Source organism: Dyella sp. (assembly GCF_036746095.1).
Classification (GTDB): domain Bacteria; phylum Pseudomonadota; class Gammaproteobacteria; order Xanthomonadales; family Rhodanobacteraceae; genus Dyella_B.
Map to the genome: position 1 here is coordinate 1 of NZ_DAIOEU010000066.1, position 24,405 is coordinate 24,405.

At 62.2% G+C, this 24,405-nt stretch carries 27 protein-coding genes; 11 read left to right on the plus strand and 16 right to left on the minus strand.

From position 1 onward, the window contains the following. Positions 1-108 precede the first annotated feature (108 nt). The 5 genes from ribA to V7M64_RS19190 all read right to left on the minus strand — a co-directional run bounded on the left by ribA (position 109) and on the right by V7M64_RS19190 (position 4,079). The gene (gene ribA / locus V7M64_RS19170) at positions 109-765 is read right to left on the minus strand and encodes a GTP cyclohydrolase II (protein ID WP_333681384.1); all 657 of its coding nucleotides are present in this window, start codon (positions 763-765) and stop codon (positions 109-111) included. Positions 766-952: 187 nt separating this feature from the next. After that, a complete protein-coding gene (locus V7M64_RS19175) occupies positions 953-1,468 on the minus strand; it encodes a Rossmann fold nucleotide-binding protein (RefSeq protein ID WP_333681386.1) in 516 nt (171 codons plus the stop codon). A gap of 60 nt (positions 1,469-1,528) precedes the next feature. Continuing rightward, positions 1,529-1,822, minus strand: a complete 294-nt coding sequence (locus V7M64_RS19180) for a hypothetical protein (RefSeq protein ID WP_333681388.1) — start codon at positions 1,820-1,822, stop codon at positions 1,529-1,531. Positions 1,823-1,839: 17 nt separating this feature from the next. Then, the gene (locus V7M64_RS19185) at positions 1,840-2,076 is read right to left on the minus strand and encodes a hypothetical protein (protein ID WP_333681390.1); all 237 of its coding nucleotides are present in this window, start codon (positions 2,074-2,076) and stop codon (positions 1,840-1,842) included. Positions 2,077-2,120: 44 nt separating this feature from the next. Next, positions 2,121-4,079, minus strand: coding sequence for a peptidase M61 (locus tag V7M64_RS19190; RefSeq protein WP_333681392.1), 1,959 nt, complete (start codon positions 4,077-4,079; stop codon positions 2,121-2,123). Positions 4,080-4,259: 180 nt separating this feature from the next. Between V7M64_RS19190 and msrA the strand changes: the two genes are divergently transcribed. Further along, positions 4,260-4,769 carry a peptide-methionine (S)-S-oxide reductase MsrA gene (msrA, locus tag V7M64_RS19195; protein WP_333681394.1) on the plus strand — a complete coding sequence of 170 codons (510 nt, stop codon included), beginning with the start codon at positions 4,260-4,262 and terminating at the stop codon, positions 4,767-4,769. A gap of 94 nt (positions 4,770-4,863) precedes the next feature. On the opposite strand, the gene V7M64_RS19200 is transcribed toward msrA, so the two are convergent. Then, a complete protein-coding gene (locus tag V7M64_RS19200) occupies positions 4,864-5,145 on the minus strand; it encodes an FAD-binding domain-containing protein (RefSeq protein WP_333681396.1) in 282 nt (93 codons plus the stop codon). Positions 5,146-5,286: 141 nt separating this feature from the next. Next, positions 5,287-5,916, minus strand: coding sequence for an ABATE domain-containing protein (locus tag V7M64_RS19205; RefSeq protein WP_333681398.1), 630 nt, complete (start codon positions 5,914-5,916; stop codon positions 5,287-5,289). A 157-nt stretch (positions 5,917-6,073) separates the two neighbouring features. Between V7M64_RS19205 and V7M64_RS19210 the strand changes: the two genes are divergently transcribed. The 5 genes from V7M64_RS19210 (at position 6,074) to V7M64_RS19230 (ending at position 10,737) form a co-directional block, all read left to right on the plus strand. Further along, entirely contained in the window at positions 6,074-6,766 is a 693-nt protein-coding gene (locus V7M64_RS19210; RefSeq protein WP_333681400.1) for an alpha/beta hydrolase, read from the plus strand. 49 nt (positions 6,767-6,815) lie between these two features. After that, complete coding sequence (locus V7M64_RS19215) at positions 6,816-7,670, plus strand: alpha/beta hydrolase (protein WP_333681402.1); 855 nt, start codon at positions 6,816-6,818, stop codon at positions 7,668-7,670. A 14-nt stretch (positions 7,671-7,684) separates the two neighbouring features. Further along, positions 7,685-8,455 (plus strand): SDR family oxidoreductase, encoded by a 771-nt coding sequence (locus V7M64_RS19220; RefSeq protein WP_333681403.1) that lies wholly within the window; start codon positions 7,685-7,687, stop codon positions 8,453-8,455. Positions 8,456-8,725: 270 nt separating this feature from the next. Continuing rightward, entirely contained in the window at positions 8,726-9,313 is a 588-nt protein-coding gene (locus V7M64_RS19225) for a cysteine dioxygenase family protein (RefSeq protein ID WP_333681404.1), read from the plus strand. Positions 9,314-9,342: 29 nt separating this feature from the next. After that, positions 9,343-10,737 (plus strand): FAD/NAD(P)-binding protein, encoded by a 1,395-nt coding sequence (locus V7M64_RS19230; RefSeq protein ID WP_333681406.1) that lies wholly within the window; start codon positions 9,343-9,345, stop codon positions 10,735-10,737. A 12-nt stretch (positions 10,738-10,749) separates the two neighbouring features. Here V7M64_RS19230 and V7M64_RS19235 read toward each other — a convergent pair whose 3' ends face one another. From V7M64_RS19235 to V7M64_RS19255, 5 genes are all read right to left on the minus strand, one after another. Then, positions 10,750-11,097, minus strand: coding sequence for a hypothetical protein (locus tag V7M64_RS19235; protein WP_333681407.1), 348 nt, complete (start codon positions 11,095-11,097; stop codon positions 10,750-10,752). 89 nt (positions 11,098-11,186) lie between these two features. Then, complete coding sequence (locus V7M64_RS19240; protein ID WP_333681408.1) at positions 11,187-12,029, minus strand: MnmC family methyltransferase; 843 nt, start codon at positions 12,027-12,029, stop codon at positions 11,187-11,189. 259 nt (positions 12,030-12,288) lie between these two features. Continuing rightward, a complete protein-coding gene (locus tag V7M64_RS19245; protein ID WP_333681410.1) occupies positions 12,289-13,671 on the minus strand; it encodes a DUF308 domain-containing protein in 1,383 nt (460 codons plus the stop codon). Between the two features lie 28 nt (positions 13,672-13,699). After that, positions 13,700-14,941, minus strand: coding sequence for an MFS transporter (locus V7M64_RS19250; RefSeq protein WP_333681412.1), 1,242 nt, complete (start codon positions 14,939-14,941; stop codon positions 13,700-13,702). Between the two features lie 75 nt (positions 14,942-15,016). Next, positions 15,017-15,175 (minus strand): hypothetical protein, encoded by a 159-nt coding sequence (locus V7M64_RS19255; RefSeq protein ID WP_333681414.1) that lies wholly within the window; start codon positions 15,173-15,175, stop codon positions 15,017-15,019. 38 nt (positions 15,176-15,213) lie between these two features. On the opposite strand from V7M64_RS19255, the gene V7M64_RS19260 reads away from it, so the two are divergent. Continuing rightward, the gene (locus tag V7M64_RS19260) at positions 15,214-15,921 is read left to right on the plus strand and encodes a dienelactone hydrolase family protein (protein ID WP_333681416.1); all 708 of its coding nucleotides are present in this window, start codon (positions 15,214-15,216) and stop codon (positions 15,919-15,921) included. A gap of 99 nt (positions 15,922-16,020) precedes the next feature. Here the strand turns inward: V7M64_RS19260 and V7M64_RS19265 are convergent, their stop codons facing one another. The 3 genes from V7M64_RS19265 to V7M64_RS19275 form a co-directional block, all read right to left on the minus strand. After that, on the minus strand, positions 16,021-16,803 hold the full coding sequence (locus tag V7M64_RS19265; protein ID WP_333681418.1) for an alpha/beta hydrolase: 783 nt from the start codon (positions 16,801-16,803) through the stop codon (positions 16,021-16,023). A gap of 181 nt (positions 16,804-16,984) precedes the next feature. Further along, the gene (locus V7M64_RS19270) at positions 16,985-18,280 is read right to left on the minus strand and encodes an amino acid permease (RefSeq protein WP_333681420.1); all 1,296 of its coding nucleotides are present in this window, start codon (positions 18,278-18,280) and stop codon (positions 16,985-16,987) included. Beyond that, positions 18,277-19,365 (minus strand): SRPBCC family protein, encoded by a 1,089-nt coding sequence (locus V7M64_RS19275; protein WP_333681421.1) that lies wholly within the window; start codon positions 19,363-19,365, stop codon positions 18,277-18,279. The genes V7M64_RS19270 and V7M64_RS19275 overlap by 4 nt, the downstream gene beginning before the upstream one ends. A gap of 459 nt (positions 19,366-19,824) precedes the next feature. Here V7M64_RS19275 and V7M64_RS19280 point away from each other — a divergent pair, with 459 nt between their 5' ends. Further along, complete coding sequence (locus V7M64_RS19280; RefSeq protein ID WP_333681422.1) at positions 19,825-20,085, plus strand: hypothetical protein; 261 nt, start codon at positions 19,825-19,827, stop codon at positions 20,083-20,085. Positions 20,086-20,092: 7 nt separating this feature from the next. Here V7M64_RS19280 and V7M64_RS19285 read toward each other — a convergent pair whose 3' ends face one another. Beyond that, the gene (locus V7M64_RS19285; RefSeq protein ID WP_333681424.1) at positions 20,093-20,542 is read right to left on the minus strand and encodes a cupin domain-containing protein; all 450 of its coding nucleotides are present in this window, start codon (positions 20,540-20,542) and stop codon (positions 20,093-20,095) included. A gap of 135 nt (positions 20,543-20,677) precedes the next feature. On the opposite strand from V7M64_RS19285, the gene V7M64_RS19290 reads away from it, so the two are divergent. From V7M64_RS19290 to V7M64_RS19300, 3 genes are all read left to right on the plus strand, one after another. Further along, positions 20,678-22,519, plus strand: a complete 1,842-nt coding sequence (locus V7M64_RS19290) for a CHASE3 domain-containing protein (RefSeq protein ID WP_333681426.1) — start codon at positions 20,678-20,680, stop codon at positions 22,517-22,519. A gap of 336 nt (positions 22,520-22,855) precedes the next feature. Further along, on the plus strand, positions 22,856-23,209 hold the full coding sequence (locus tag V7M64_RS19295; protein ID WP_333681428.1) for a hypothetical protein: 354 nt from the start codon (positions 22,856-22,858) through the stop codon (positions 23,207-23,209). 403 nt (positions 23,210-23,612) lie between these two features. Next, positions 23,613-24,405 (plus strand): HAMP domain-containing protein (locus V7M64_RS19300; protein ID WP_333681430.1); only part of this gene is annotated, 793 nt, incomplete at its 3' end.

Consider the following 24,405-nt stretch of genomic DNA (forward strand, 5'->3'; position numbering starts at 1 on the left):
AAATTTTCGATGCGGGGTGCTATGCCCGCGCATTTCTGAAGAACTTCATTTTCCCGGACAGCAATGCGCTTTCGCGGAAATGACGGCCATGGGGATGGGGTCCCGTCGTCAGGATTCTTCCGCCACGTCCGGCAACACCATGGTGTGGCGGGTGTGGCGGATCTTGGCTTCCAGATAGGGCAAGTTGTGGCGCCCGGAGAAAACGCCGGTGGGCCGCATGCCGGCCACGTCGATGCCCAGCGCTTCCAGTTGCCTGCGCTTGTCCGGATTGTTGGTGATGAGCGTGATGCGCGATACGCCCAGCGCCTTCAGCATCTCGGCGGCGGCGGTGTAATCGCGTTCGTCGTCGCCATGGCCCAGGGCGCGGTTGGCGGCGTAGGTGTCATGTCCCTGCTCCTGCAGACGGTAAGCGTCCAGCTTGGCGTAAAGCCCGATGCCGCGGCCTTCCTGGCGCATGTAGAGCAGATAACCGCCCTCCTCGTGCAGCCTGCGTAGCGATTCCTGCAACTGCGGGCCGCAATCGCAGCGCGCCGAACCGAGCACGTCGCCGGTCATGCATTCGGAATGCACGCGCACGAGCGGCGCATCGGTATCGCGATCGCCGAAGCGCAGCGCGAAATGTTCCTTGCCATCGGAAAGTCCGCTGAAGCTGTAGATGGTGCTGGCCGCCTCGCGGCCGTCAGCCAGATGGATAGGCAGCTGCGCGACCGTGCGGATGCAGGGCGTTTCCGCCACAGGAACAGCTTGCAAACAGGGAGAAGGCATGGGTTGGTCTCGTTACTCGATACCGGCCTGGCGTGGTATTGGCCACGTTGGCCGGCGTAGCGGTGAGTGCTCCCTGGCCGGCCATTCGTTGCGGGTATGGCACGAAAGGAACGCCAGCACAGGCAGGTGCTTACATGGGGTTCGTTCCGCTCACCCCAACCCGCGCCGCCGCGCTCTGCTCGGAGGGTCATCTTATCAGGCCCAGGGCGCTGAGCCGGGCTTCCAGGGTCGCCACGGAATCCCACGGCAAAATGGGCGAATTTTGCCGCTCGTCAGGCGGATGCTTGAGCAAGCCGTCCGACCAACCGCCACAACCTTCCAGCGGCAACAGTGGCCGGCGATGAAGCCAGGCGAGACACACCTCGGAGATGGTGCCGGCGCGGCCGCCGATAACGATGCACGCATCGCCGGCGAGCGCCATCAGCAGATTTCGCGCATCGCCCATGCCGCAGGGTATGACCACCGTCGCCGGCCAGTCCGGTGCCGGCATGTCGGCGTCCGGGATGATGCTGATGACCAACCCGCCAGCCGCCTGCGCACGTTGTGCGGCGATTCGGGTCGCGGGGCTGCCGCAGCCGCTGATGACGGTGATGCCCGACCGAGCGAGCAATTCGCCCGCCTCGCCGGCCAGGTGGTAAGCCTTGGAGCCAGGTTCGGCACTTCCCAGCACGCAAACCTGGGGGCGGCGAGCGAGGGTGGTCATGGCGGTCCTCAGGGCTGGATTCGTTGTTGTGGATTGTGAAATCAGTTGCTGGAAAACAACTCACTCGTCATTTTCTTCAACATCGCCATATCGCTCGTAAAACAGTGGCTCATAGATCTCCGGGCTCACCCTGTAAGGGCCGCCCATTCGTCGGGGCCTGAGTTCCGGGAAACGCTCCCAAAGTGGTTCTTCGAGATTCATGAAGATGCCGGCCATCACCTTGCCTGCAGCGCGGCGATATTGAAGCCCGTTAGCCTCATCGTCCTTGTCTCGCACGAACATGATGCTCTGATCCAGGATGCCCACGATTTGCATAAGCGCGATGCTTAACTGTTCTGCTTCGTCTTTGGTCATGGTTTCCTCTCCACCGATCACTTCAACGCATGAAGATTGAGCGCAAGAATCACCCACAGCAAAAAGCCGATCCCCGCCAGTAGAGCCATAACCAATATCGTAATCGCTAAACGGGCAACGCCAACAAGGATGGTTCGCCGGCGGATTTTCGCTCGTTCAAGCCCGGATAAATCATCCGGAGAATTCCCTTGCGCCATAGATACCACCGGAATGAAATTCCAGGATGCTTGCACATGGCGGCGCTGAAGTGTCATCCCAGCCTGCATTTCCTTGCCATCAAGCCACTCAGCTGCAGCACTTACTTACGCGCCGCGATGATCTCATCCAGATAATCCGGCGTGCCTTCCACGCGCACCAGATGCGGGTATTGCAGGCCGCCGTGATAATCCACCGCTACCGTGCGATAACCGCCCTGGTATTTCAGCAGCAGCTGGATCGGCGCGGTGCTGGCCTTGGCCGCGGTGATCGCGCTTTTCAGCACGTCGGTGGAATAGTTCTGGCCGTTGACGGCAACCAGCGTAGCGCCGGTGCTGACACCCGCCTTGAATGCCGGGCCATCCCAGCGCACGTCGTTGATCTGGCCGTTGTCGCCCATCGTCAGGCCGATCGACCAGGCGAAGTTGTACAAATGCCGCGACGATTGCGGGCGGCTGTTGTACTCCTTTTCATAGGCGCTTTCCTGATCGGTGTAGACCAGTTTCCAGCCGGTGGCGGCAAGGCCGTTTTGCAGGGGCGGGTTGAGTTCGTCGACGCGCGCGCGCAAGAAGCTGGCCCAATCGAAAGGCGCCACACCGTTGAGCGCGGCGACCACGTCGTCAAAGGTATAGGTCTTGGTGACATAGCTGCCGTTGTCGACGCCGAAGAAAGCGCGCGCGAAATCGTCCAGCGATTTATGGTCATGAGTAAGCTGGCGCAATTTCGCATCCACTTCCAGCCACATCATCTGGCCGCCGCTGTAGTAATCCTCGCTCATCTGCCAGCTGCGGTACGGCAGGCTGGAACGGCGCGCGGCAGTGGGATCGTTGGTGGTGTCTTCCAAGCTGCGCCACTGGAAGCCTTCGCGGTTGCGCTCGTAGTTGGCCGCCACCATGGCGAGCGCGTCGCGGAATTGCTGCGCAGACCACATACCCGCGCGCGCAGTAAGCACAAAGCCCCAGTACTGGGTTTGCCCTTCGTAAACCCACAGCAGCGAGTCGCCCATCGGCACGTTGAAATTGGGTGTCCACAAATCGGCCGGGCGGCGGAATTTGCCGTTCCAGGAGTGGGTGTATTCGTGGGCAAGCAGATCGCGATCCGGCGCGGCATCGCTCCATGCGGTGAAATAGTCGGTGCCCAGGCCATTCTCGCTGGATTGATGATGCTCCGTGCCGTTGCCCGCCAGCACGTCGGACAACGAGAACAGGAAATCGTAGTGATCGTAGTGATGCGAGCCGAACAGCCTGGTCGCCTGTGTCACCAGGTTGCGATGCGCTTGCAGTTGCTCCGGCGTTATCACCAGATACTTCGGCTCGTCGGCGACGATATCCAGATGCACCGGCGCCTCGCCGCCGGGATTGAGATCCACGCGCTTGAAATACTGGCCGGCGTAGATCGGCGAATCGACCAGGTTGTTCAAGGTGACCGGCTTGAAGGTGGTGGTATCGCCCGATTGCGAAGCGGTCTCCAACGCCGTGCCGAATTGCCAGCCGCGCGCGAACGTCACGCTCGGCGCAAAGGTGATGCCATGCGAGAAATAGCCGGCCGGATAGAGCAGCACCTTGCTCCATGCCATGTCCATCATGCGATCCGTGATCTCGAAGCCTTCGTTATCCGTGCGGCCCGATAGATATTGGAAGCTGGCATCGATGCTCGACACGCCTGCAGGCACGTCGACATGGAACGCGTACACGTTGTATTCGTCGCGCTTCCACTTCAGTGGCTTGCCGGCGGCGGTGAGCTTGAGCCCGGCCAGCATGTTGATCGGCCCGGTGGGCGAGTGATCGCCGGGAATCCACTGCGGATACAGCAAGGTCAATGCGCCGGCCTGCACGGGAATGGTTTCGTGCACGCGGAAAATACCCTGCGCCGTATCGTTCGCGTCGACGTGGATCGTTACCGTACCGGGGTATGGCTTGTCCTGCGGCGCAGGTACCTTGTCGGTGGGTGTTTGCTGCGCACCGGCACTGCCCGCTGCAAGCCCCATCGCAATCGCCAAAGCCAGGCGCGAAAACATGCGATGAGTGGCGGCGGTTGAAACAGCGGTGAGGGCACGAGACATGAAAGGGCTCCGGCAAACGCGTATGGGGGCCGTACGTTAGCACCATGGGCAGGAATAACAGAGCGGCTACAAGTCACGGAGGAATGATCTTCTTGCCGTCCGCGCCGCGACCACACTTGATCCGCGGCGCGCCACCCCTGATATAGGGCGCAGCCACAACGGCTTACGCGAGGCGACCACATGACGACCAACACCGAAACCGCGATCCTGGCCGGCGGCTGCTTCTGGGGCATGCAGGATCTGCTGCGGCGCTACCCGGGCATACTCGCCACGCGCGTGGGCTACACCGGTGGCGATGTGCCGAACGCCACTTACCGCCATCACGGCACGCACGCCGAAGCGATCGAGATCGTGTTTGATCCGGCGCGCATCAGCTATCGGCAGATCCTGGAATTCTTCTTCCAGATCCACGACCCGAGCACGAAAAACCGCCAGGGCAACGATGTCGGTACGAGCTACCGCTCAGCCATTTTCTATCGCGACGAAAAGCAGAAGGAAGTCGCCGAAGATACCGTGGCCGACGTCGATGCATCCGGTCTTTGGCCCGGCAAGGTGGTCACGGAAATCGCACCGGCCGGACCGTTCTGGGAGGCGGAACCGGAGCACCAGGATTATCTGGAACGCTATCCGAATGGCTATACCTGCCATTTCATTCGGCCGGATTGGAAGTTGCCCAGGCGCAATGGCTGATTGTCGTTGCCGATCATCCTCACCCCGACGAACGCCGGGGTGAGGGTTCAAAGATGGCATGCAAGTACCTATAACGTTGGAGTTCGCGTTCCACTCACTCCAACCTGCGCCACGACGCATAGGCCCCCAACGCCTGCCGCCGTGATACCGCCAGATCGAGCATGGGCAGCGGATATCCGGTGCGCTTGGCCACGCCCGGATCGGCCCACGGCTCATGCAGCGGATCGATGGATACATCCGCCAACTCCGGCAACCAACGGCGCAGGTACACGCCATGCGGATCGAACTTTCGCGCCTGGCGTACCGGATTGAACACGCGAGAATAAGGCGCAGGGAATGGTGCAGCCACCACCGGCTGGCGCCGCCCGGTTGCCATGGTGCTTCTTCGTGATCGGCATGGATATACACCGGCAGGATGTGCGTATGCGTCTGGCATGCCGCCCAAAGCGCCGATGGTCGTTCAAGCGCAGATCGCGTCGAAAACGCACGATGGCGGGGTCATGGATAACGCAGTGGTTCAGTTTTTCTGGTTTGTCTTCATGCGATGCCGGTGCGCTGCCTGCTTTGCGCGATTCCCGCACAGCGACATGCTGCACCACCGGCGTGCATGGCCGCGCGTGTGGTCGGCGAACAACAAGGTACACGTCGGGCCCTCGCACGCTTTGACGTAACTGAAATCTTCCGTGCAGACCAATTGCGCCATCGCTTCGGCGACCGGCAGCAGCAAGCTCGCCGGCGAAGACCAATGGCGCGTCTGGATCAAGCGCGGCGCCAACGACGCATCGTGTTCTTGCGCCACGATTTCGCTATAGCGTTCATCGCGCTTCAACAATTGATTGAGCGGTTCGAGTTCGGCCAGCTGGGCCGCGTGCAACGGCTGTCCCTTATGTGCGCGCACGAAGGCCCGGAACCACTCGCGCAGCGCCCTGGCCTGATCGGCCAGCCGATCGAGCTCGCCCGGAATCGCTCGCCTGCGCATGTCCTCGAGCACCGCCTCCGGCACCAGCCGCGCCTGCGCGAGCCAGCTGAGCAGCCCCTCGCCGTCATCCAGCCAATCGAGGGGGGTATCAATGGGGGTGGCTATCGAATTGAGAAAATCCAGGCCGGTGGAATCGGCCAGGAAAAGCGCAGGCATGGACTGGGTCATGGGGTATCTCCTTGGGGTAGCAAGGTAACCGGCTTAAAAGTGCTTGACAAGTTACTATTGCAAGAATAACCTTCAAATCGAAGTTGAGACGGTTAGCAAAAATTCAATTCGGGCCGAGGCCCGGATCCCATCCGAACCCGCATAGAGGATCCGCAATATGAACGCAAGCACGGCAACGGCGGTACTTGTCCACGGCGCATGGGCCGGCGAGGCGGCCTGGGGCAAGGTCGCCAACATCCTCCACTCAGAAGGCATCAAGACAGTTACTGCTCACCTGCCCCTCTCGTCATTGGCCGACGACGCTGCCGCCTTGGAGAAGGCGCTGGAGCAGGTCGACGGACCGGTCGTACTGGTTGGCCACGCCTACGCCGGTGCCGTGATCAGCGCAACTCAAAACAGCAAGGTGCGGGCGCTGGTGTATGTCGCAGGCATTGCGCCGGACCAGGGCGAAACCGTGGCCGAGGTGTTCAACCGCTACGGGCACGACGCCAAGACCCCTGAGCTTGCCCCGGATGGCCAAGGATGGATCCGGCTTCCCGCCGACGCGTTTGCTACCGCCTTTGCCCAGCACGCGACAGCCGAAGAACAGCAGATGCTGGCAGCGACGCAACCGCCGATTTCACCCGCGGCCATTACCGTGGCCGCCGGAGCGCCGCTGTGGAAACGCGTGCCGTCCTGGTATCTGCTGGCTGAGCAGGACCACATGATCCCGGCGCAAACGCAGCGTTTCGTCGCCGAGCGCATGCAGGCGCACATCGTGTCGTATCCGGTCGATCACGTGCCCAGTGTTACCGCGCCGGCATTGGTCGCGAACCTCATTATGGATGCTATCAAGCACGGCAAGGACTGACGCATTCGCACTGCCCCCACACATTCTTTTCCATTCAGAGGAAACTGCCATGTCTGCCATCCGCTATCGCCATGCCAACGTCGACGGCCTGAACGTTTTTTATCGCGAAGCCGGCTCACCCGATAAACCCAAGCTGCTTTTGCTGCACGGCTTCCCAAGTTCGGGTCACATGTTCCGCGACCTTATTCCGCTGTTGAGCGACAGCTTCCACATCGTGGCGCCCGACCTGCCCGGCTTCGGCTTGTCGGATATGCCGCCGCGCGAGCAGTTCGCCTATACGTTCGACCATATCGCGGATGTGATTGATCGCTTTACCGAAGTAGTGGGCTTTGATCGCTTTGCCGTCTATGTGTTCGACTACGGCGCACCGACCGGTTTCCGCCTGGCGGTGAAACATCCGGAACGCATCACGGCGATCATTTCGCAGAACGGCAATGCCTATGAAGAAGGCTTGAGCGACGGCTGGAATCCGATTCGCGCCTATTGGCAAGACCCGTCGCAGGCCAACCGCGATGCCTTGCGTGCCTTCCTGGCGCCGGAAACCACGCGTTGGCAGTACGTGCATGGCGTGGCGGATGAAGCGCTGGTCTCGCCCGACGGCATCGCGCTGGACAACTACTATCTTGCGCGCCCGGGTGCGCATGACGTCCAGTTGGACCTGTTCCTTGATTACCAGAGCAATGTGGCGCTCTACCCCACTTTCCAGATGTATTTCCGCACGCATCGTCCGCGCTTTCTCGCGGTATGGGGCAAGCACGATCCGTTCTTCCTGCCGCCGGGTGCGGAAGCGTTCAAGCGCGATATCCCGGATGCGCGGGTGCAGTTCGTCGACACCGGCCATTTCGCGCTGGAAACGCATGCGAAGGACATCGCGCACGCCATCCGTGAATTTCTCGCCGCCTGATCGAGGAAACCGCCATGTCGCCATCCACTGCCATCGTCACAGGTGCAAGCCAGGGCATCGGCCGCGCCACCGCCATCCGCCTGGCGCGCGACTTTGCCTCGCTGGTGCTCGTTGCGCGAAACCGCGACCACCTGCTGGAAACAGCAGACGCCGTTGAAGCGCAAGGTGCCAAGTCGTTGATCATCGATCTCGATCTGGCGGAAAAGGCTGCGGCCAAAGCCGTCGTCGGACAAACGCTGGCGGCGTTCGGGCGAGTCGATGCATTGCTCAACATTGCCGGCGCAGTACCGCAAGTCGATCTGTTCGACATGACCGATGAACAATGGGACGACGGCATGGCGCTCAAGCTGCATGGCGCGCGGCGCTTGACCATCCAGGCATGGCCCGCATTGAAACAAGCCAAGGGTGCGGTGGTGTTCACCTCCGGCAACTCGGCGATTTTTCCGAAGGCACCTTACGCGGCGGTCGGCACCATCAATGCTGCCATCGCTGCGCTGGCAAAAGCGTTCGCGGATCGCGGCATCGGCGACGGCGTGCAGGTCAACAGCGTATTGCCCGGGCCGGTCATGACAGGCCGTCGCCGTTCCTATCTGGAGCACTGGGCGCCACGGCACGGCATGACGGTGGAAGAAGCGATGGAACGTTTCCCACGCGAAGCTGGCATTGCACGCTACGGCGCAGCGGAGGAGATTGCCGAACTGATGGCGTTCCTGGTTTCGCCCGCGGCGCGTTGGATGACCGGGTCGATGTTGCGCATGGATGGCGGCGAAGTGAAGTCCGTTTGATTCACGCAGGATGGGGGGAGGCAACGCCGAACCCCACTGCACCATGTTGGCCTCGACACACGCCATCCGCTCATTCGCCAAAACTATGACGTAAGACGAACAACATATTACCGCACCATCCATCCACTATTTTTTGAACATTGGATTCACACCGTCACCGTATGTCGCAAAACGCATAACAACCTGACATTTGCTCGTGAGGTTCTAGCGTATCTTTAACGCACGTTATGGTTGTCTGGAGTTCGAGTACGCCAACACCTGGGATTGCCGATGTACGACGCACTCACGACTGCCAACGCTGCATGGCGCGTGCACGTTCTTGCCACCATCGATGCCTGCATCGAACAGGATAGGTCACCGAGCGCAGGCAAAATTGCCGAAGCACTTGCGCACGTGGCCGCATGGCATGGCTGCCCGCACGCGGCGGACCTGTCTTGCGCTTCTTCGCCTTCTGCTTATCGGCGCATTCCGCTCGGCAGCAGCGAGGCACATGGCTACGAAGCCTTGTTGATCCTGTGGCCTCCGGCCTACGCCACTCCCATCCACGACCACGATGAACTCTGGGGCATGGAGTTCGTGCTCGATGGCGTGCTGGAAGTGGAATCCTTCCAGCTCCTCGCGCAACAAGCTTCGATGCATCTTTCGCCAACGCACACGCTGTTAGCCGGCGTGGGCGACTACGTGGCGTTTTCCAACGCGGATTACGCGCATCGCTGCCGCAATGTTTCGCGTAACCGCCAGGCGCTCTCGCTGCATGTCTACGGCGGCGCGCTCAACCAGTACCGCAGCTTCCATCAGCAGGATGGGCAGTGGTCTTCGAAGTGTCACACCACGGCGCGCGAACCCTCGCTCGCCTGACCCCCTTCCCTGACAAAAGGCCCATCCCCATGGCAAATATCGCAATCATTGGCGGCGGCGCGGCAGGTGCGTCCGTATTCGGCGCACTGCTCGCACACGACGCGCCGGACACCGTGCACTGGGTGACGGGTACCCACGAACGCGCAGGTCGCGGCGTGGCTTACGGCACTGCGCACGATCACCATCTGCTCAACGTGCGCGCGGCCGGCATGGGGCTGTATGTCGATGCGGACGAAGATTTCGCGCAGTACGGCAGCCGTCATCGTGCCGGTGCGCGGCCCACCGACTTCCTGCCGCGCCGGTTGTTCGGCGAATACATCGAGGCGCAACTGGACCGGCGCCTGCATCACGCACTGCAACGTGGCCGTCGTTTCGCCGTCACGCCATGCACCGCCATCCGCTTGCGCGCCACGCGCGAAGGTTACGAGATCGCACTGGATAACGGCGAGATGCTGGTGGCGCGTCAGGTCGTGCTTGCACTCGGCACGCTCACGCCGCGCCCGTTGCGCACGGTATCGGAACGCGCACTGGCCAGCGGTGCGTACGTGCTCGACCCGTGGCGGCTTGCCGAGCGCGCGATACAGCCGCGCCGGCTGATCGTGATCGGTACCGGACTCACGGCCGTCGATACGCTGATCACCGCATCCATTCGTTGGCCGGACATCGAACTGGTCGCCGTCTCGCGGCATGGCTTGCTGCCGTTCGTGCATCCGGCGCGACCCATCGATGCCTATCCGCAACAGGCCGAGCTCAATACCAAGCTGATCGCATGCGACGGCCCCGCCCCGATGCTTGCCGAGATCCGCCGTTTGTTCCGCACCCATCAGGCAGTGGACTGGCGCAGCGTGATCGACGGCATGCGGCCGATCAACGCCAAGCTTTGGGGGGGCTTTACGCCGCGCCAGCGCCGGCAGTTCCTGCGGCACGTGCGCTGGTTGTGGGAATCATCGCGGCACCGGCTTGCGCCGGAACCGGCCGAGATCATCCAGCAGTTGCGCGATGAAGGACGGTTGCAGGTCTGCGCCGCGCGCGTGCTGGAGGTGGATGGCGACGGGCCGTTGAACGTCACCGTTCGCTCGCGCATCAAGCAGATGGCGACGACGTTGCAGTCGGACATCGTGGTGCAGGCCACCGGGCTGGATACCGCCGTGGGCTTCGCGCAGCACCCCCTGCTTTCCGGCCTGCTGCAGGATGGCCTGGCAACTGCCGATCCGCTGCACCTGGGTGTCCTGGCGCAAGCGGATGGCTCATTGATCAACGCAGCGGGCGGCGTGCAGCAAGGCTTGCACGCCATCGGCTCATTGTTGCGTGGCAATTTGTGGGAATGTACGGCGATGCCGGAGATCCGGGTGGCGGCGCATGCGTTGGCGGCGCAACTGAACGCGCGGCATTCGCTGCAATCGGGCTTGGCCACCGCGTCCTGAATCCATTCGTGCTTACGGCGCGGATTGTTCGGCCAGCTCCAGAAAGGTGCTCTGCAAGTCGCCTTCCAGTTCCTGGCCGCCATAGGTCAAGCGGAACGCATCGTCGGCATCGGCCAGTTCGAGGGTGCCGTCGATGACGCCCAGCACGTTGGCGACGGCATCGATCGTTACATGGCGGGTGAGTTCAAGCAGAACTTCCCGCTGGTCGTCCGTCAGCTCGCTGAAAAGCGTCAAGACACGCTGCCAGTAAGGATCGAGCGCCGTGCTCACGGCGGTGTTCAACAGCAGGTTGCGGTAGGTGGCGTAGTTCTTGTCGACCACCTCGGCACCCAGTTGCGATACGAAGTCCTGCGGCGTCACGGAGCCCCCCCCTGGTTCTAGAGCCATTCCCTACTGTGAAGGCCAAGGCGTCCACACGAAGTGGACGCCACGCATGCCGCCGGCGCGGGTTACCGCCGTGTCGCCAGCACGCCGTCCAACGCCAGCTGCACCTTGAAGCCCGCCTTCTCCAACCGCTTGGCTACTTCACGCGGAACATCACGGTCGCTGGTGAGCTTATTGGGGCTGCCGGTGTAATGGAACAACCGCCCGCCGCGGCGAAGCACGCGCGCGAGTTGTTCGTAGAACGCTTGCGAGTACAGCTCGCCGGCGATGCCGAAGCGCGGCGGGTCGTGCAGGATGGCATCCACGGATGCCGTGTCGACCTGCGCTATCGCTTGCAGCACGTCGGCATGGGTCAGCTCAAGGCGGCCACCAGCGGCGGGATCATCCGGATCGGGCGACCATGGATTGAGCGTGCGCAGCCACAGTACGTCCGGGTTCTTCTCGAACGAGCGGATGCGCGCCACGCCCGTTTCCAGGCAACAGGCGGCGAAATAACCCAGGCCGCCACAGGTGTCCAGCACGACCTTGCCGCGCGGTTCGACCAGCCCCACTTTGCGGCGCGCATCCTCGATGGGAGATTCCTTCGATGTCGGCAGCATCTTGATGCCGTCGATCTCGAAGGTGGGCGCGCCCCAGTCGGTGGGCACCAGTTTGATCAGCGAGCCGGAAAAACGCGATACCGGTGCGAAGGCATCGCCGTCCCAATAGTAGATCGTGCGGTCCTTGAGCTTGTGTGGATAGGGATAGTCCTGTCCCTTCCACTGCCAGCCATCCGCGCGCAGCACGCCCTCGCTGCGCGATCGCCCGAGGTCCAGCGAGCCATGCCAGATGGACGTGCCGGCGTCACGTGCGGCCAGCAGCGTGTCGGCCACCGGGAGGGTAAGCAAAGGACCTGAGGAATGCGGCACGTCGGGGAGTTTTCCGGAACGGGGGAATGCTGATTTTAAGGGCAATGGCAGTGACTTAAGGCGTGCCGAGTTCTGCTCCCTCCCCTGCGACAGTAGGGAAGAGTTGAGGAGGGGTTGCTTGGGCTTTAGCACGCCGCTGAACGTCGTCGATAATTTTTCGAAGCAAGAAGCCGCGCCCTTGCGTTGTCTCCTGGCATTCGCCACTCGCTACGCTCGCACCCCACCCCTACTGACGCAGGGGAGGGACTGCAGTTCGTGGCTAACGACCATCTTTCTGCTGCGAGCCCACGCCCGATTTGTCGCGCGCGGCTTTGACCTGCCGCGAAGCCCGCGTGGCAAACACGGCCACGCCGTAGCGCCACGATCGTTGCATGGCGGACCACAGGCTTTCCCAGCCCAATGGCGCCGGCGTGATGGCCGCTTGCAAGGCACGCGCATAATCGAGCACCAATCCAGGCGTCCACGCCATGGCCTCGGCGCGCTTTCTCAGTTGCGCGGCAAACCACAGTTCCGGATTGAAGATGGCGCGGAAGAAGGGAGCCAAGCCGGTTCCGTGGGCGCCAAGGCTGCCCTCGAGCGCAGCATCCAGGCAATGCGCCACGCTGCTGGAGCAATTGCGATTGGTGAGGTTGTAGGTGGTGTCCTGGCGATAGATATCCCAGAACATCGCCAGGCGGCCACGATCGAAACGGTCGAACACGACATGGGCGGTTGAATCGCACCATCCGGCAGCTTCCACTTCGTAGCTCGGCTGGAACTTGCCGGCGACATTGTTATCGGCCGTGGCCCTCAACGCGCGCGAAAAACTTGCGCTGGATCGATCGATCTCCACGGCCGGGTAATGGCTCACGTAGATATCGGGCGTGCACTCCAGCGCAGCATGCCCGGTCGACACCACGCCGCTGGTATCGACGGCCGCGATGTAGCGATCGACCAGTGGATGGGGAATCGTCTGGCCTGCCGATCCGATCGGCGTCCACACATGCACGACCAGCAGGCCGGCCGCCTGTGTGAGGTCGCTGGTGCGCACGGCTGGCGGCGACGCGTCCGGCAGATCTTTCGATTGCAGCGCTGCGATGGAAATGCGCTCCGGCCGGCGAGCCAGGCGGATGGCCCGGCGCAACAAACCCACGCCCGAAAGAAACAGCCCCATGCCGATGCAGTACGGAACCGTGCCCTGATAAAACGTGGGATAGGGTTCAAACATGAATGCCGCGAAGCCGACTTCAAACAGTCCGGTGAGCAACGACAGGAACCATCCCTGGAAACGCACGACAGCTGCCGCTGCAATACGAAACCCGCCGTCGACGAGAAAAGCCATGCCAAACGCCATGGCGAGAATCACGTTGGCCGCGTGATGGGCGTCGACCATCAGCAATCCCAGCACGAGGAACGCCACACCGCGCAACTTCCTGAGCAGCGAGGCCGCATCCGACGTCGGCGAGGTCATGCATAGCGTGGCCACGGCCTCGATCAGCAACAGATAGCCGAACAAGTGCAGCGGAAAATAGATGACGCCATCCAGCGCATCGATAAAGATCGCCACGCCCAGCATCGCCCATACGAGCCCGATGCCTGCCAGCCACGGCCATTGCCGTTTGACGAAATCACCACCCAGCAGAATCAATGCGAGTTGAATCACGACGGCTCCCCGATTCGCGGCACGGGCGCTATCCCGCGCTGCGCGAACGCGACAAAAAGACGGCAAAGCCTGCGCATGCCAGCGAAATCAAAGCGGGAAATCCGAAGCGTGCGCTGGCACCCATGGAGAGACCGGCGAGCGTGGGCCCCGCCAGCGCGCCGGCGCCCCATGCCAACCCCATCACCGCGTAAATGCCGACAAGGCTGGCGCCTGCAAAGCGCTCGCCCACCATGGCCAGCATGACGGTATAAATGCCGACGAAAACGCCGCCCCAGCAGAAGACGATACCGAATGCCAGCAGCGCATGGCCCAGCACGAACGGCCAGCACAGCGCGCCTGCGGCAGAAATCCAGGCAAGCACCATCGCCAGCTTGCGCTTTGGGAAACGGTCGGCCAGCCACCCTATAGGCAGCTGCAGCACGATGGCGCCGAACATGAGCGTCGAAATCAGACGCATGGCCTGGTCGTTCGTCCAACCCTGCGCGGCGGCATACAGGCCGATGAAGGAAAGCCCTGCCGTCTCCACGCCGGCGTTGAGCGCGGTGGTCGCCATCGCGACGGGTGCCATGCGCACGTAAGTCATCGGATGGGCCGACTCAGGCCGGATGCTTGCGGGCGCCACCACCCACCTGCCGGCAATGAACGCCACCGCAAACAGCGACAGGCAACCGGCGAGGAAATAGCCATCGCGGTTGATGCCCAGCCAAGCAAGCGTGGCAGGACCAAGCACCATGCCCAAGGAAAGCGACGCCGTGTACATCGCCATGGTGCGCCCCCTGGCTTCATCGGCACTCAGACTGTTGGCCCAGGTTTCAGACATCACAAAAAGCGCTTCCGCCGCGGCGCCCAGCAACACGCGCAGTGGAAACCACCACCCCACCGCCGTCACGAAGGGAAAAGCAGCCAGCGTCAGCGCCGTCACCACCAGCGCCAGGATGGCCACCCGCCTGGCTCCCAGGCGCCCCGCCAGCGCAGGCATGCATGGCGCGATCGCCAGCACGCCCACGGCATGCATGGCCGCGTTAATGCCGATGAAGCGATCGGAATAGCCCCGGGCTGCCAGGCTCACGGCGATCAACGGAGCGGACAGGCTGTAACTCAAACCGAAGATGGTGGCCGTCGCGATGACTGCGCCCATCGACAGCAGCATCCTGGCAGGCGACGTCTGGGACAGCGCAGCCCGCGCATGGCCCTGCGAATCACTCAAGCCGGTGCCGCCATCGATGGCGGAGGATGCCGATTCACCGCCTTTAGGATGAAGCTCTTGCATCTGCCGAGGCCTTTTTTTGCGCTCCCATCACGCCGCTGGGAGAGAACGTCTACTACCCCGCGAAGAAAATAATTGTCAAAGCGCTGATTTTTCGGCTGAAATCGCCTCCGCGCGGACAGCCACCCAGCCGCCTTCACGGCTGTTGCGCGCATGCTCGGCCAAATGGGCACAAACCGAGTTCCAATCGGCAATGCAGCCGACGCGATGGGCGCTTACCTTGACCGCCTTGCTCATCCACACTGCACCCCCACTCCCCCTCACGAGGAATTGTCATGCAAGCAAAAACCGGATCCATGGTCGCCCTGCAACGCCCGGATGGCCAACGGCTTGAAGCTTACCTGGCGCTGCCGGGAAAGCCCGAGGGCGCGCCTGCCGTAGTGGTGATCCAGGAATGGTGGGGCTTGAACGACCAGATCCGCGGCGTGGCCGACCGGCTGGCGCAATCGGGCTATCTCGCCCTGGTGCCCGACCTGTACCGCGGCAAGCTCACGGTGGAAGAAGAGGAGGCACATCACCTGATGGAAGGCTTGGACTTCGGCGACGCCGCCGCGCAAGACATCGCCGCCGCCGTGGCTTATCTCAAGCAGCGCACTGCCAAGGTTGCCGTGATGGGCTTTTGCATGGGCGGCGCACTCGCCCTGCTCGCGCTGGGCCAGCATGCGGATCTATCGGCGGGTGTGGTGTGGTACGGCTTGCCGCCGCTGGAATACCTCGACACCGCGCGCATCAAGGTGCCGGTGCTCGGGCATTGGGGAACGCAGGATCAGTTCTTTGCGATCACCGCGGTGGATGCGCTGGAAGCGAAATTTGCCGAGAGCGGCGTGCATGCACAGTTCCATCGCTATCTCGCGCATCATGCCTTTGCGAACGAAACGGCGGTGGGGGCGGGGCGTATTCCGGGTACGCAGTACGATCCGGCATGGGCGCAGTTGGCGTGGGACCGGACGTTTACGTTCCTGGGCAAGACGCTGTGGTCGTAACGATGCGTCATTCGCGCCTCACGCTAAAGCACAAGCAACCGTGCCTCACCCCTCTCCTACTCTCGTAGGAGAGGGAGCCATCATCGCGACGACGGAAGCTTACTTGCCAGCCAGCGCGTGCTGCGCGGCCTCTTCGATCAGCCTGGCAACTTCCTGCGGATGCGACTCGTAGATCGAGTGACTGCCGTTCTTGATGTCGATCGTGGTGCTATGCGCGCGCGCCGCATACATCCGTTCCAGATCGGGATTGATGATGCGATCGGCATCGGCCACGGCATACCAGCTCGGCTTGTGCTTCCATGCCGGATCGCCGGCGGGTGCCGTGAACACGCTGGCATTGGTGAGCACCTGTTCGTTCGCCTCGAACGCCGCTTGCCTGGCGGGAAGATCGGCCGCGAAGTCCATCGGGTACTTGGCAGGGTCCAGATAGAGATAACCGTCAGCGGTCTTTTTTACGTCCTTGGTCTGGCTGGTCAGACTCGGATAGCGCTTGCCGTTGGCGACTTCGGTTTCGCCTTGATCAAGTGCGTGGGCGGCGATGTAGACCAGCCCTGCCACCTTGGCGTCGTTACCCACGTCGGTGATGATCGCGCCGCCGTAGCTGTGGCCGACCAGAATCGTCGGTCCGTCCTGCATGTCGACGATGCGCTTGACCGCGGTGATGTCCGCATTGAATGAGGTCAGCGGATGTTGCGCAATCGAGACGTGATAGCCGTCCTTGACGAGGATGTCGTAAACGGGTTTCCAGCCCGCGCCGGTAACCCATGCGCCGTGCACAAGCACGATGTTGTGCACCGGGGCTGCTGCAGCCGTGCCAGCGAAGGAAAGCGTGGCCGAAACAGCCAGGGCCAGTGCGGAGAAGAACTTGGTTTTCGTGGACATGATCGGCATCCTGGGGTGTAGTTGAGTGACTTGGCACTGTCTACTTCGCAGCGGCACGAGGGGCGTTACACGCGCATGGCACGCGAACATTACAGGTTTGCAATGTTGGGAGTTTGCGACGCCTTATACTCGACGGCCGTCATTCCCGCGAAAGCGGGAATGACGGCCATTGGGTTGCGTGTCAGCCTTCGGGCAGCGAGGCAGTACCACGGCGTTGCCACAGATAGATCGGCAACCCGGCTAGCACCAACACCGCGCCCCACAGCAAAGTTTCAGCACCCGTACCGATCAACGCCCATACGGCGAACGCCAGTGCACCCAGCGCAACCAGCCGCCGCCATCGGCGGCTGGTCGTATCGATGCGCCACCATGCCAGCACCGTGATCAGGTACGGCAACAGCGTGGCAGCGGTGGATAGCAAGATGGTGAAGGTAAACAACGCCACCAGCGTGCGGCTGTAGTTGGAAACGATCAGTGCGCTGGCAAGGATGCTGCTGATCAACAAACCGAACCATGGCGTGCCGCGCGCATCCAGTCGCGCGAAGGCTTTGGGAAACAAGCCATCCAGCGCCGGCGCCAGGGTGGTCTGCGCCTGCAGCAGCACCCAGCCATTGAGCGCGCCGAAGCATGAAATGCTGGCGATGACGCCAATGCCGATGCCTGCCGCATTGCCCCACGTGCGCCGCGCCGCTTCCGCCATCGGCGCGGCCGAGGCGTGCAATACGCCGGCCGGCAACATGCCTACGACCACCGTGCAGGCCAGCATGGTGGCAAGCCCTGCGATGGTCATGCCGATCACCGTCGCGCGCGGCACGGTGCGTTGCGGATCGCGCACCACCCCGGTCGGCACCGTGGCGGTTTCCAGGCCGAGGAACGCCCACAACGTGAGCGCCGCCACCGAAGACGCCACACTCACCAACGGCAAGCCGCTGGCATTGAAAGGATGAAAGGCACTCGCATGCACCCAACCCAGGCCCAGCAGGCCGAACACGATCAACGGCACCAGTTTGAGCGACGTGGTGATGATGGCGGTGTAGCCCGCTTCACGCACACCGGACAGGCTGATGGACGTGCAAATCCATAACGCACCCAAGGCGCACAAGGCGCTGCGCAAAGGCGTCGCGGTCGCCGCCGGCCACACCGATCCGAGGCTGCCGGCAAACGCCACCGCAATCGCCGCGTTCGCCGACCACACGCATACCCAATAACTCCACGCCGCCAGAAAGCCGACGCGATCGCCAAACGCACGGCGCGCATACGCATACGCGCCACCATGATTGGGCACGATCTGCGCCAGCCATGCATACACCAGCGCCAGCATCAGCGCGCCACCCAGGCTGATGCCCCAACCCAGCAAGCTTGCCGCGCCATAAGGCGCCAGCGCTGCCGGCAATACGAACACGCCCGAGCCGATGATGTTTCCGATGACCAGTGCGATCAGCATCCATAGCCCGAGCGACCGCTGCGCGCCGCTCATGCGCGTGCGAGCGAATCGCGATAGGCACGGCGCAGCATTTCGTGGAAATGATGCACGGCATTTTCGCGCAGCGGATTCAAGCGGCCGGCGTCGTAGGAGCCGGACGCCAGGCCGCGCTGCACGTCTTCGCAGATGGTGACGTCTTCGTCCTGCACTTCGTCGCTGAATTGGATATCCCTGGCGCGCCGTGCCTGCGCTTGCGCGCTGCTGTCCGGCGCATAGTAGAAATCGAACGCCACCCGGCAGCGGTCCACGCCGTTCGGCAACACGCGGTTGGTCTGCAAGCGGCCCGGCAGGATATTGAGCATGGCGTTCGGATACAGGAAGTAATACAGCGCTTCGCCACTGCCGTAGAGATCGTCGCCGCTTTCCAGCGGACTGTATTGGAACGAATACCACTCGGCCGTTTCAGTGATGTAGCTGCGGTAATCGAGCAGGCTGTTCAAGCCGGGATGGATGCACGGCACGTGATAGCCTTCCAGATAGTTGTCGACGTAGACCTTCCAGTTGCAGGCCACGTCGTAGCTCACGCGATGGTGGAACTCATACCCATCCAGCGCGCGATGCGGTCCCAGGCGGGCATCGATGCCCGCAACGAATGCCTCGAACGATGGCGCCTCGCCAATGGCGACGAAGACCAGCGCTTGCCATACCTGCACGCGCACTTCGGGCAAGCGGATATCCGCGGGATTGAAATCCGGCGTGCGGCCCATTTCCGGCGCGCCACGCAGCACGCCATCCAGGCCATAAGTCCAGCCGTGATAGCGGCAACGCAGGTTTTGTGCGCCGCGGCCGTCGCAACTGGCGATGGGCCCGGCGCGGTGCCGGCATACGTTGTGGAAGGCGCGGATGCTGCTCTCGTTGCTGCGCACTACCAGCAACGGCAACCCCGCTATCTCGGTCACCACGTGATCGCCGATGCCCGACAGCTGCGATTGATGGCAGACCAGTTGCCAGCTGCGCGCGAACACCGTGGTGGCGTCCAGCGCCGGCATGCGGGCGTCGGTATAGAAACGGGCCGGCAAGGTCAATGCGTGGTCGAGCTGCTGTGGAGCGAGAGCATCCGGTAAAAGTAACTCGGTCATGGCGCTACCTGGCGACGGCGACGATCGAGTATTTATCGGAGTGCGGTGCAGCATCAATGAGGTGGGGGTGGATATGACGAACTGGGTTATTGCGCGGCAATCTGCACGCTGCGTGCGATTACGTTCCAGGCGCGACTCCTCAAGGCTGGCGACGGGACACACCTGGACACTGCCGCTGTCGTGCAACGTCACTTACTGCAACGCAACCCGCCACCGGTTTACGAAAGCTCCGGTGACAAGCGCCCTACCCCCGTCAGCCATCCAACGATACGGGAAGGTCATCCCGGCTTCCCACGTCCCCGCCCCGCCGATAGGCACCCGTTGCGCATGCCAAAAACCAACCACCACCCCAAAACGTGATCCCCCGCACATTCACCCCAAAAACATGGCCCGCCACATGCTTACCAGTCAGCAACCAACCAAGGCCGAGGCGGCCCGTTGCGCTCACAGGGTGGAAATATGGAACAGATCGTCGAATGTCTGATCGCCGGCGGCCCGCAACACGGGGCGGTGCGCCGGCAGCTATGGGATCCACGGCACCCATTGACGCCCGCGCTGGCGTCCGGCGACGGCAAGGTATGCACCGCCGCCGCGCGCCGTCCTGCGGGGCCGTACAGCAATCGGTTTCTGCTGTTGCATCCGCAGGCAACCGGACAGCAGATCCTGGCCATGATGGCGATGCTGGTGATGCGGAACGCCATCCACGCTTCGTGCAACTGATCGGCGCTCAAAGCGCTACGTAGCTCTCGTGCTCGCCTGCTGTGTATAGCCGCACGCCTTTGCGCGGGTAATCACATACGTCCTGTTCCAGTCGCTGTCCTATCACCAAAAACATCAACGGCTCGTTTCCCGTGTTGACGATGACATGCGCCGGACCTTTGCGCGGGAAACCAAGGAAATCGCCGGGGCCTACGGCATAAGCCGCTTCGTCGATGTGCGCCTCGCCCTGGCCGGAGAGAATGTAGAGACACTCTTCCTCGTAGTGATGCCGGTGATATTCCGACGATTCGTGCCCCGGCATGAGCGTGATGACAAGCGCACCCAACTGCGTCAAACCCGTCAGGTCGCCTACGGGCTTTTTGTGCCGGATGGCGTTCGGGTTCAAGGTATGCACCGAACGGATGGCGCTCATCGCCGCGATATCCGCCGCCTTCAGTAATTCACGTGCCTGCTTCAAGCCGTCCTCTCCCTCATCCGGTGGATATCGCCCCGATCATGCTGCGCCGCAATCTGGACATCGCCGCAAACGCTTCACAATATTAGACCTACGATGCCGTTTTTCAGCAGTACTCGATCGTACAGGGGCTTTCGAATGGTGCGGTGGAAGGGGCACAACCCAGGCGAACTGCAAATTCGCGCCGGCTTTGTCTTGCTGCTGCTCGCTTGCGCCCTGGCGATAGTCGCCACCATCAGCAGCGAGCGGGCCGACTCATGGGTGGCGCACACCCTGCACGTGCGCGAAACCCTGGTGCAGCTCTACAGCAACGTGCGCGACGCGGAAACGGGACAGCGCGGCTTTCTGCTGACGCAAGATGCGCGTTATCTGGAACCGTACAGCCGGGCGCGATCGAACATCGCCGCCACCGAATCGCTGCTGTCTTCACTTATCTCCGACAATGCCGCGCAACAAGCGTTGCTCGGCAAGCTGCGGCCGCTTGTCGGGCGCAAGCTGGATGAGCTGCAGCAGACCATACAGCTCAACACGCAGGGCCAGCGCGGCATGGCGCTGGAAATGGTCAAGACGGACAGGGGCCTGCAATGGATGCAGGACATCCAAGCGCTCACGCGCCAGATGGATCAAAACGAATCGGCGCTGCTCGAACAACGGCTCACGGCCGCACACCACACCAGGGTGATACTGCTCGCGGCGATACTGTTTTCAGTGTTGCTGGCCTGCCTGCTCGCCTATCGCGTACGCCGGGAAGGTACCGCTCGCCAGCAAGCGATCGAAGAAAAAAACCATGCGCTGGAAGAACAGATCCAGCAGCGCGAGACCGCCGAGATGCGGCTGCGGCAAGTCCAAAAAATGGAAGCCCTGGGCCAGCTTACCGGCGGCATGGCGCACGACTTCAACAACATGCTGGCCATTGTCGTGGGCAATCTCGAAATGGGAATGCGCCAGACAGGCAGAACGGACGAAGCCTTGCGAGAAGTGATGTCGCGGGCATTGAGCGCCGCCAACCGCGGCGCGGACCTGACCAAGCGGCTGCTCGCCTTTTCGCGCATGCAGCCGCTACGACCCAAATCCATCGACGTCAACGATTGCGTGCGCAGCATGCTGATGATCCTGCAACGCACCCTGGGCGAAGACATCACCATCGACACCACGCTGGCGCCGGGACTTTGGCGTGTCTTCATCGATCGCCCGCAACTGGAAAGCGCCCTGCTCAACCTGGCGGTGAACAGCCGCGACGCGATGAAAAACGGCGGACGGCTGACCCTTGAAACGTCCAACACCTATCTCGACCAGAACTTTGCCGACACACACGCCGAGGTAACGCCCGGCCAATACGTGCTGGTCACCGTCACCGACACCGGCACCGGCATGGCGCCGGAAGTAACCCGTCGCGCCTTCGATCCATTCTTTACCACCAAGGAACCCGGCCAAGGCACCGGTCTTGGCCTCAGCCAGGTACACGGCTTCATCAAGCAATCGCGCGGCCACGTGCAGATCTATTCCGAAATGGGCGTCGGCACCACAGTAAAAATGTACCTGCCGCGCACTTCCGCACAACAAGATGCCGAAGCGTTTGCGGAGAGCATGGTGTTTGCATTGAATACGTCGAAGAAAGTGCTGGTGGTCGAAGACGATGAGGAAGTGCGCCGGTTCGTCGTCGCCTGCATCACTGAGCTTGGATATTCCGCCATTCCCGCAGATGGTGCTGAGGCCGCCCAGCGGAAGCTGGCTACTTATCCGGATATTTCCCTGCTGCTGACAGACGTGATCATGCCCGGCAAGAACGGCAAGCAACTGGTCGATAGCGTGAGGCCGTTTTATCCGAAGCTGCGCGTGCTGTACATGACCGGCTATCCGCGCGATGCGATCACGCACAACGGCATTCTCGATGACAGCGTGCGGGTGATCACCAAGCCGTTCTCGATGCAGGAATTGGCGCGGGAGTTGCGGCATGCGTTTGCGGAGGAAGTGGTGTGACTCCCCTCGCGTTGAAATAGCATCGACGCCACCATTGCCGCGTGCACGCTAAAGCACAAGCCACTCCAACCCAACCCTCCCGCTATCGCGGGAGAGGGAGTACATCACGGCATTGTTGCTGTACATGCTTGAGCAAATGCCATTCGCACGCCGTACGCGCGGGGATTGGCAAGACCGAATTTTGCGCAGCACTTCGCCACCCCTTTCACCGCGATTCATCCAGCTGTCCCACAGCTGAAACCGTCCCGCTTTCATTCACGATCCAGTTCCACCACCTCGCCTAGCGTCTGCTCGTCGTGTCATCGGGCGCGGCGTTATCACCGGGAGGTTCATATCATGCGCAAGTCCATTCTTATCACCGCCATCGTCGCTGCCAGCGCGCTGAGCCTTCCTGCCTTTGCGCAGATCCATGTCGGCGCCGGTGTCGGTGCTGGTGTCAACGCCGGCGGCGCCTTGCATGGTGCGGCGCAGACGGCGAACGGGGCGACGGTAGCCACGGAAAACACCCTCGACCGCACCGGCCGTGCGGCCAGGCATACCGCGCACAAAGCTGCGCATACGGCCGCCTCGACCGGCAACGACACCCAGGTGCAGACGGGTGCGTCAGTGAACGGCAGCGCCGGGGCCAATGCAGGGGACGCCCATGCCGGAGCCAGCACCAATGTGGATGCTTCGGCCGGCAGGCATTGATCTTGCGCTGCAGGCTTGAACGGCCATGCTCAGAAACCGTTAGCGCAACGTTTGCAACACGCTGGATACATCCGCGCCGGATCCCCTTGAGATCCGGCCTTTTTTTGCCCTGGTTTAGACGTCTAAAGCCGCGCACATGCCTGTCCAGATCGCGTCTTCTTCACGGAACCTACACACCCCTCCCCCTGGGTGTGCATAACACCTGAAATCCAGCTAACAGCCGGGTCAACGCCATCACGCCGGGCGTGCAAATTTCCGTGTATTTTTGTGAGAGCCAAGTTCACCGACGTGCTATCACTGCCTCCGCATCGGGATGTGCGGCCATGCGGGGTTCGTTCGTTTTTTTTACGACCCCCGCGTAATGGCTTTGGACTCAAAAGCTTTTCCATTGCAGGGGGCTTGCATGAACGCCGACACCAGGGAAATTCTCGAACGCCACCAGATCGTCGCCGCACTGCGTCGTTTTCGACGCGGCGATTTTCAAGTGCGCCTGCCCGAAGACCTGCAAGGTCCCGATGGCGAATTGGCGCAACTGTTCAACGAAGTGGTGGATCTCAATCAGCAGATGACGGCAGAACTCGAGCGCCTGTCGCAGGTGGTCGGCAAGGAAGGCAAGATCACCCAGCGCGGACACGTCAAGGCGGCCACTGGCGGCTGGGAAAGCGCGATCCTGGCCGTGAACGAATTGATCGAAGACATGGTGCAGCCGACCAAGGAAGTCGCCCGCGTGATCGGTGCGGTGGCGAAAGGGGACCTGTCGCAGTCGATGACGGTAGAGATCGATGGCCGTCCCTTGCGCGGCGAGTTCCTGCGCATCGGCAAGGTGGTCAACACGATGGTGGAGCAGCTTGCCTCGTTCGCCTCGGAAGTGACGCGCGTGGCGCGCGAAGTGGGCACCGAAGGCAAGCTCGGCGGCCAGGCTAAGGTGCGTGGCGTGGCCGGCACCTGGAAGGACCTGACCGACAACGTCAACGCCATGGCCACCAACCTCACCGGCCAGGTGCGCAATATCGCCGAAGTAACGACGGCGGTGGCCTCCGGCGATCTTTCCAAGAAGATCACCGTGGAAGTGAAAGGCGAAATCCTGGAATTGAAGAACACCATCAATGTGATGGTGGACCAGCTCAACGGCTTTGCCTCGGAAGTGACGCGCGTGGCGCGCGAAGTGGGCACCGAAGGCAAGCTCGGCGGCCAGG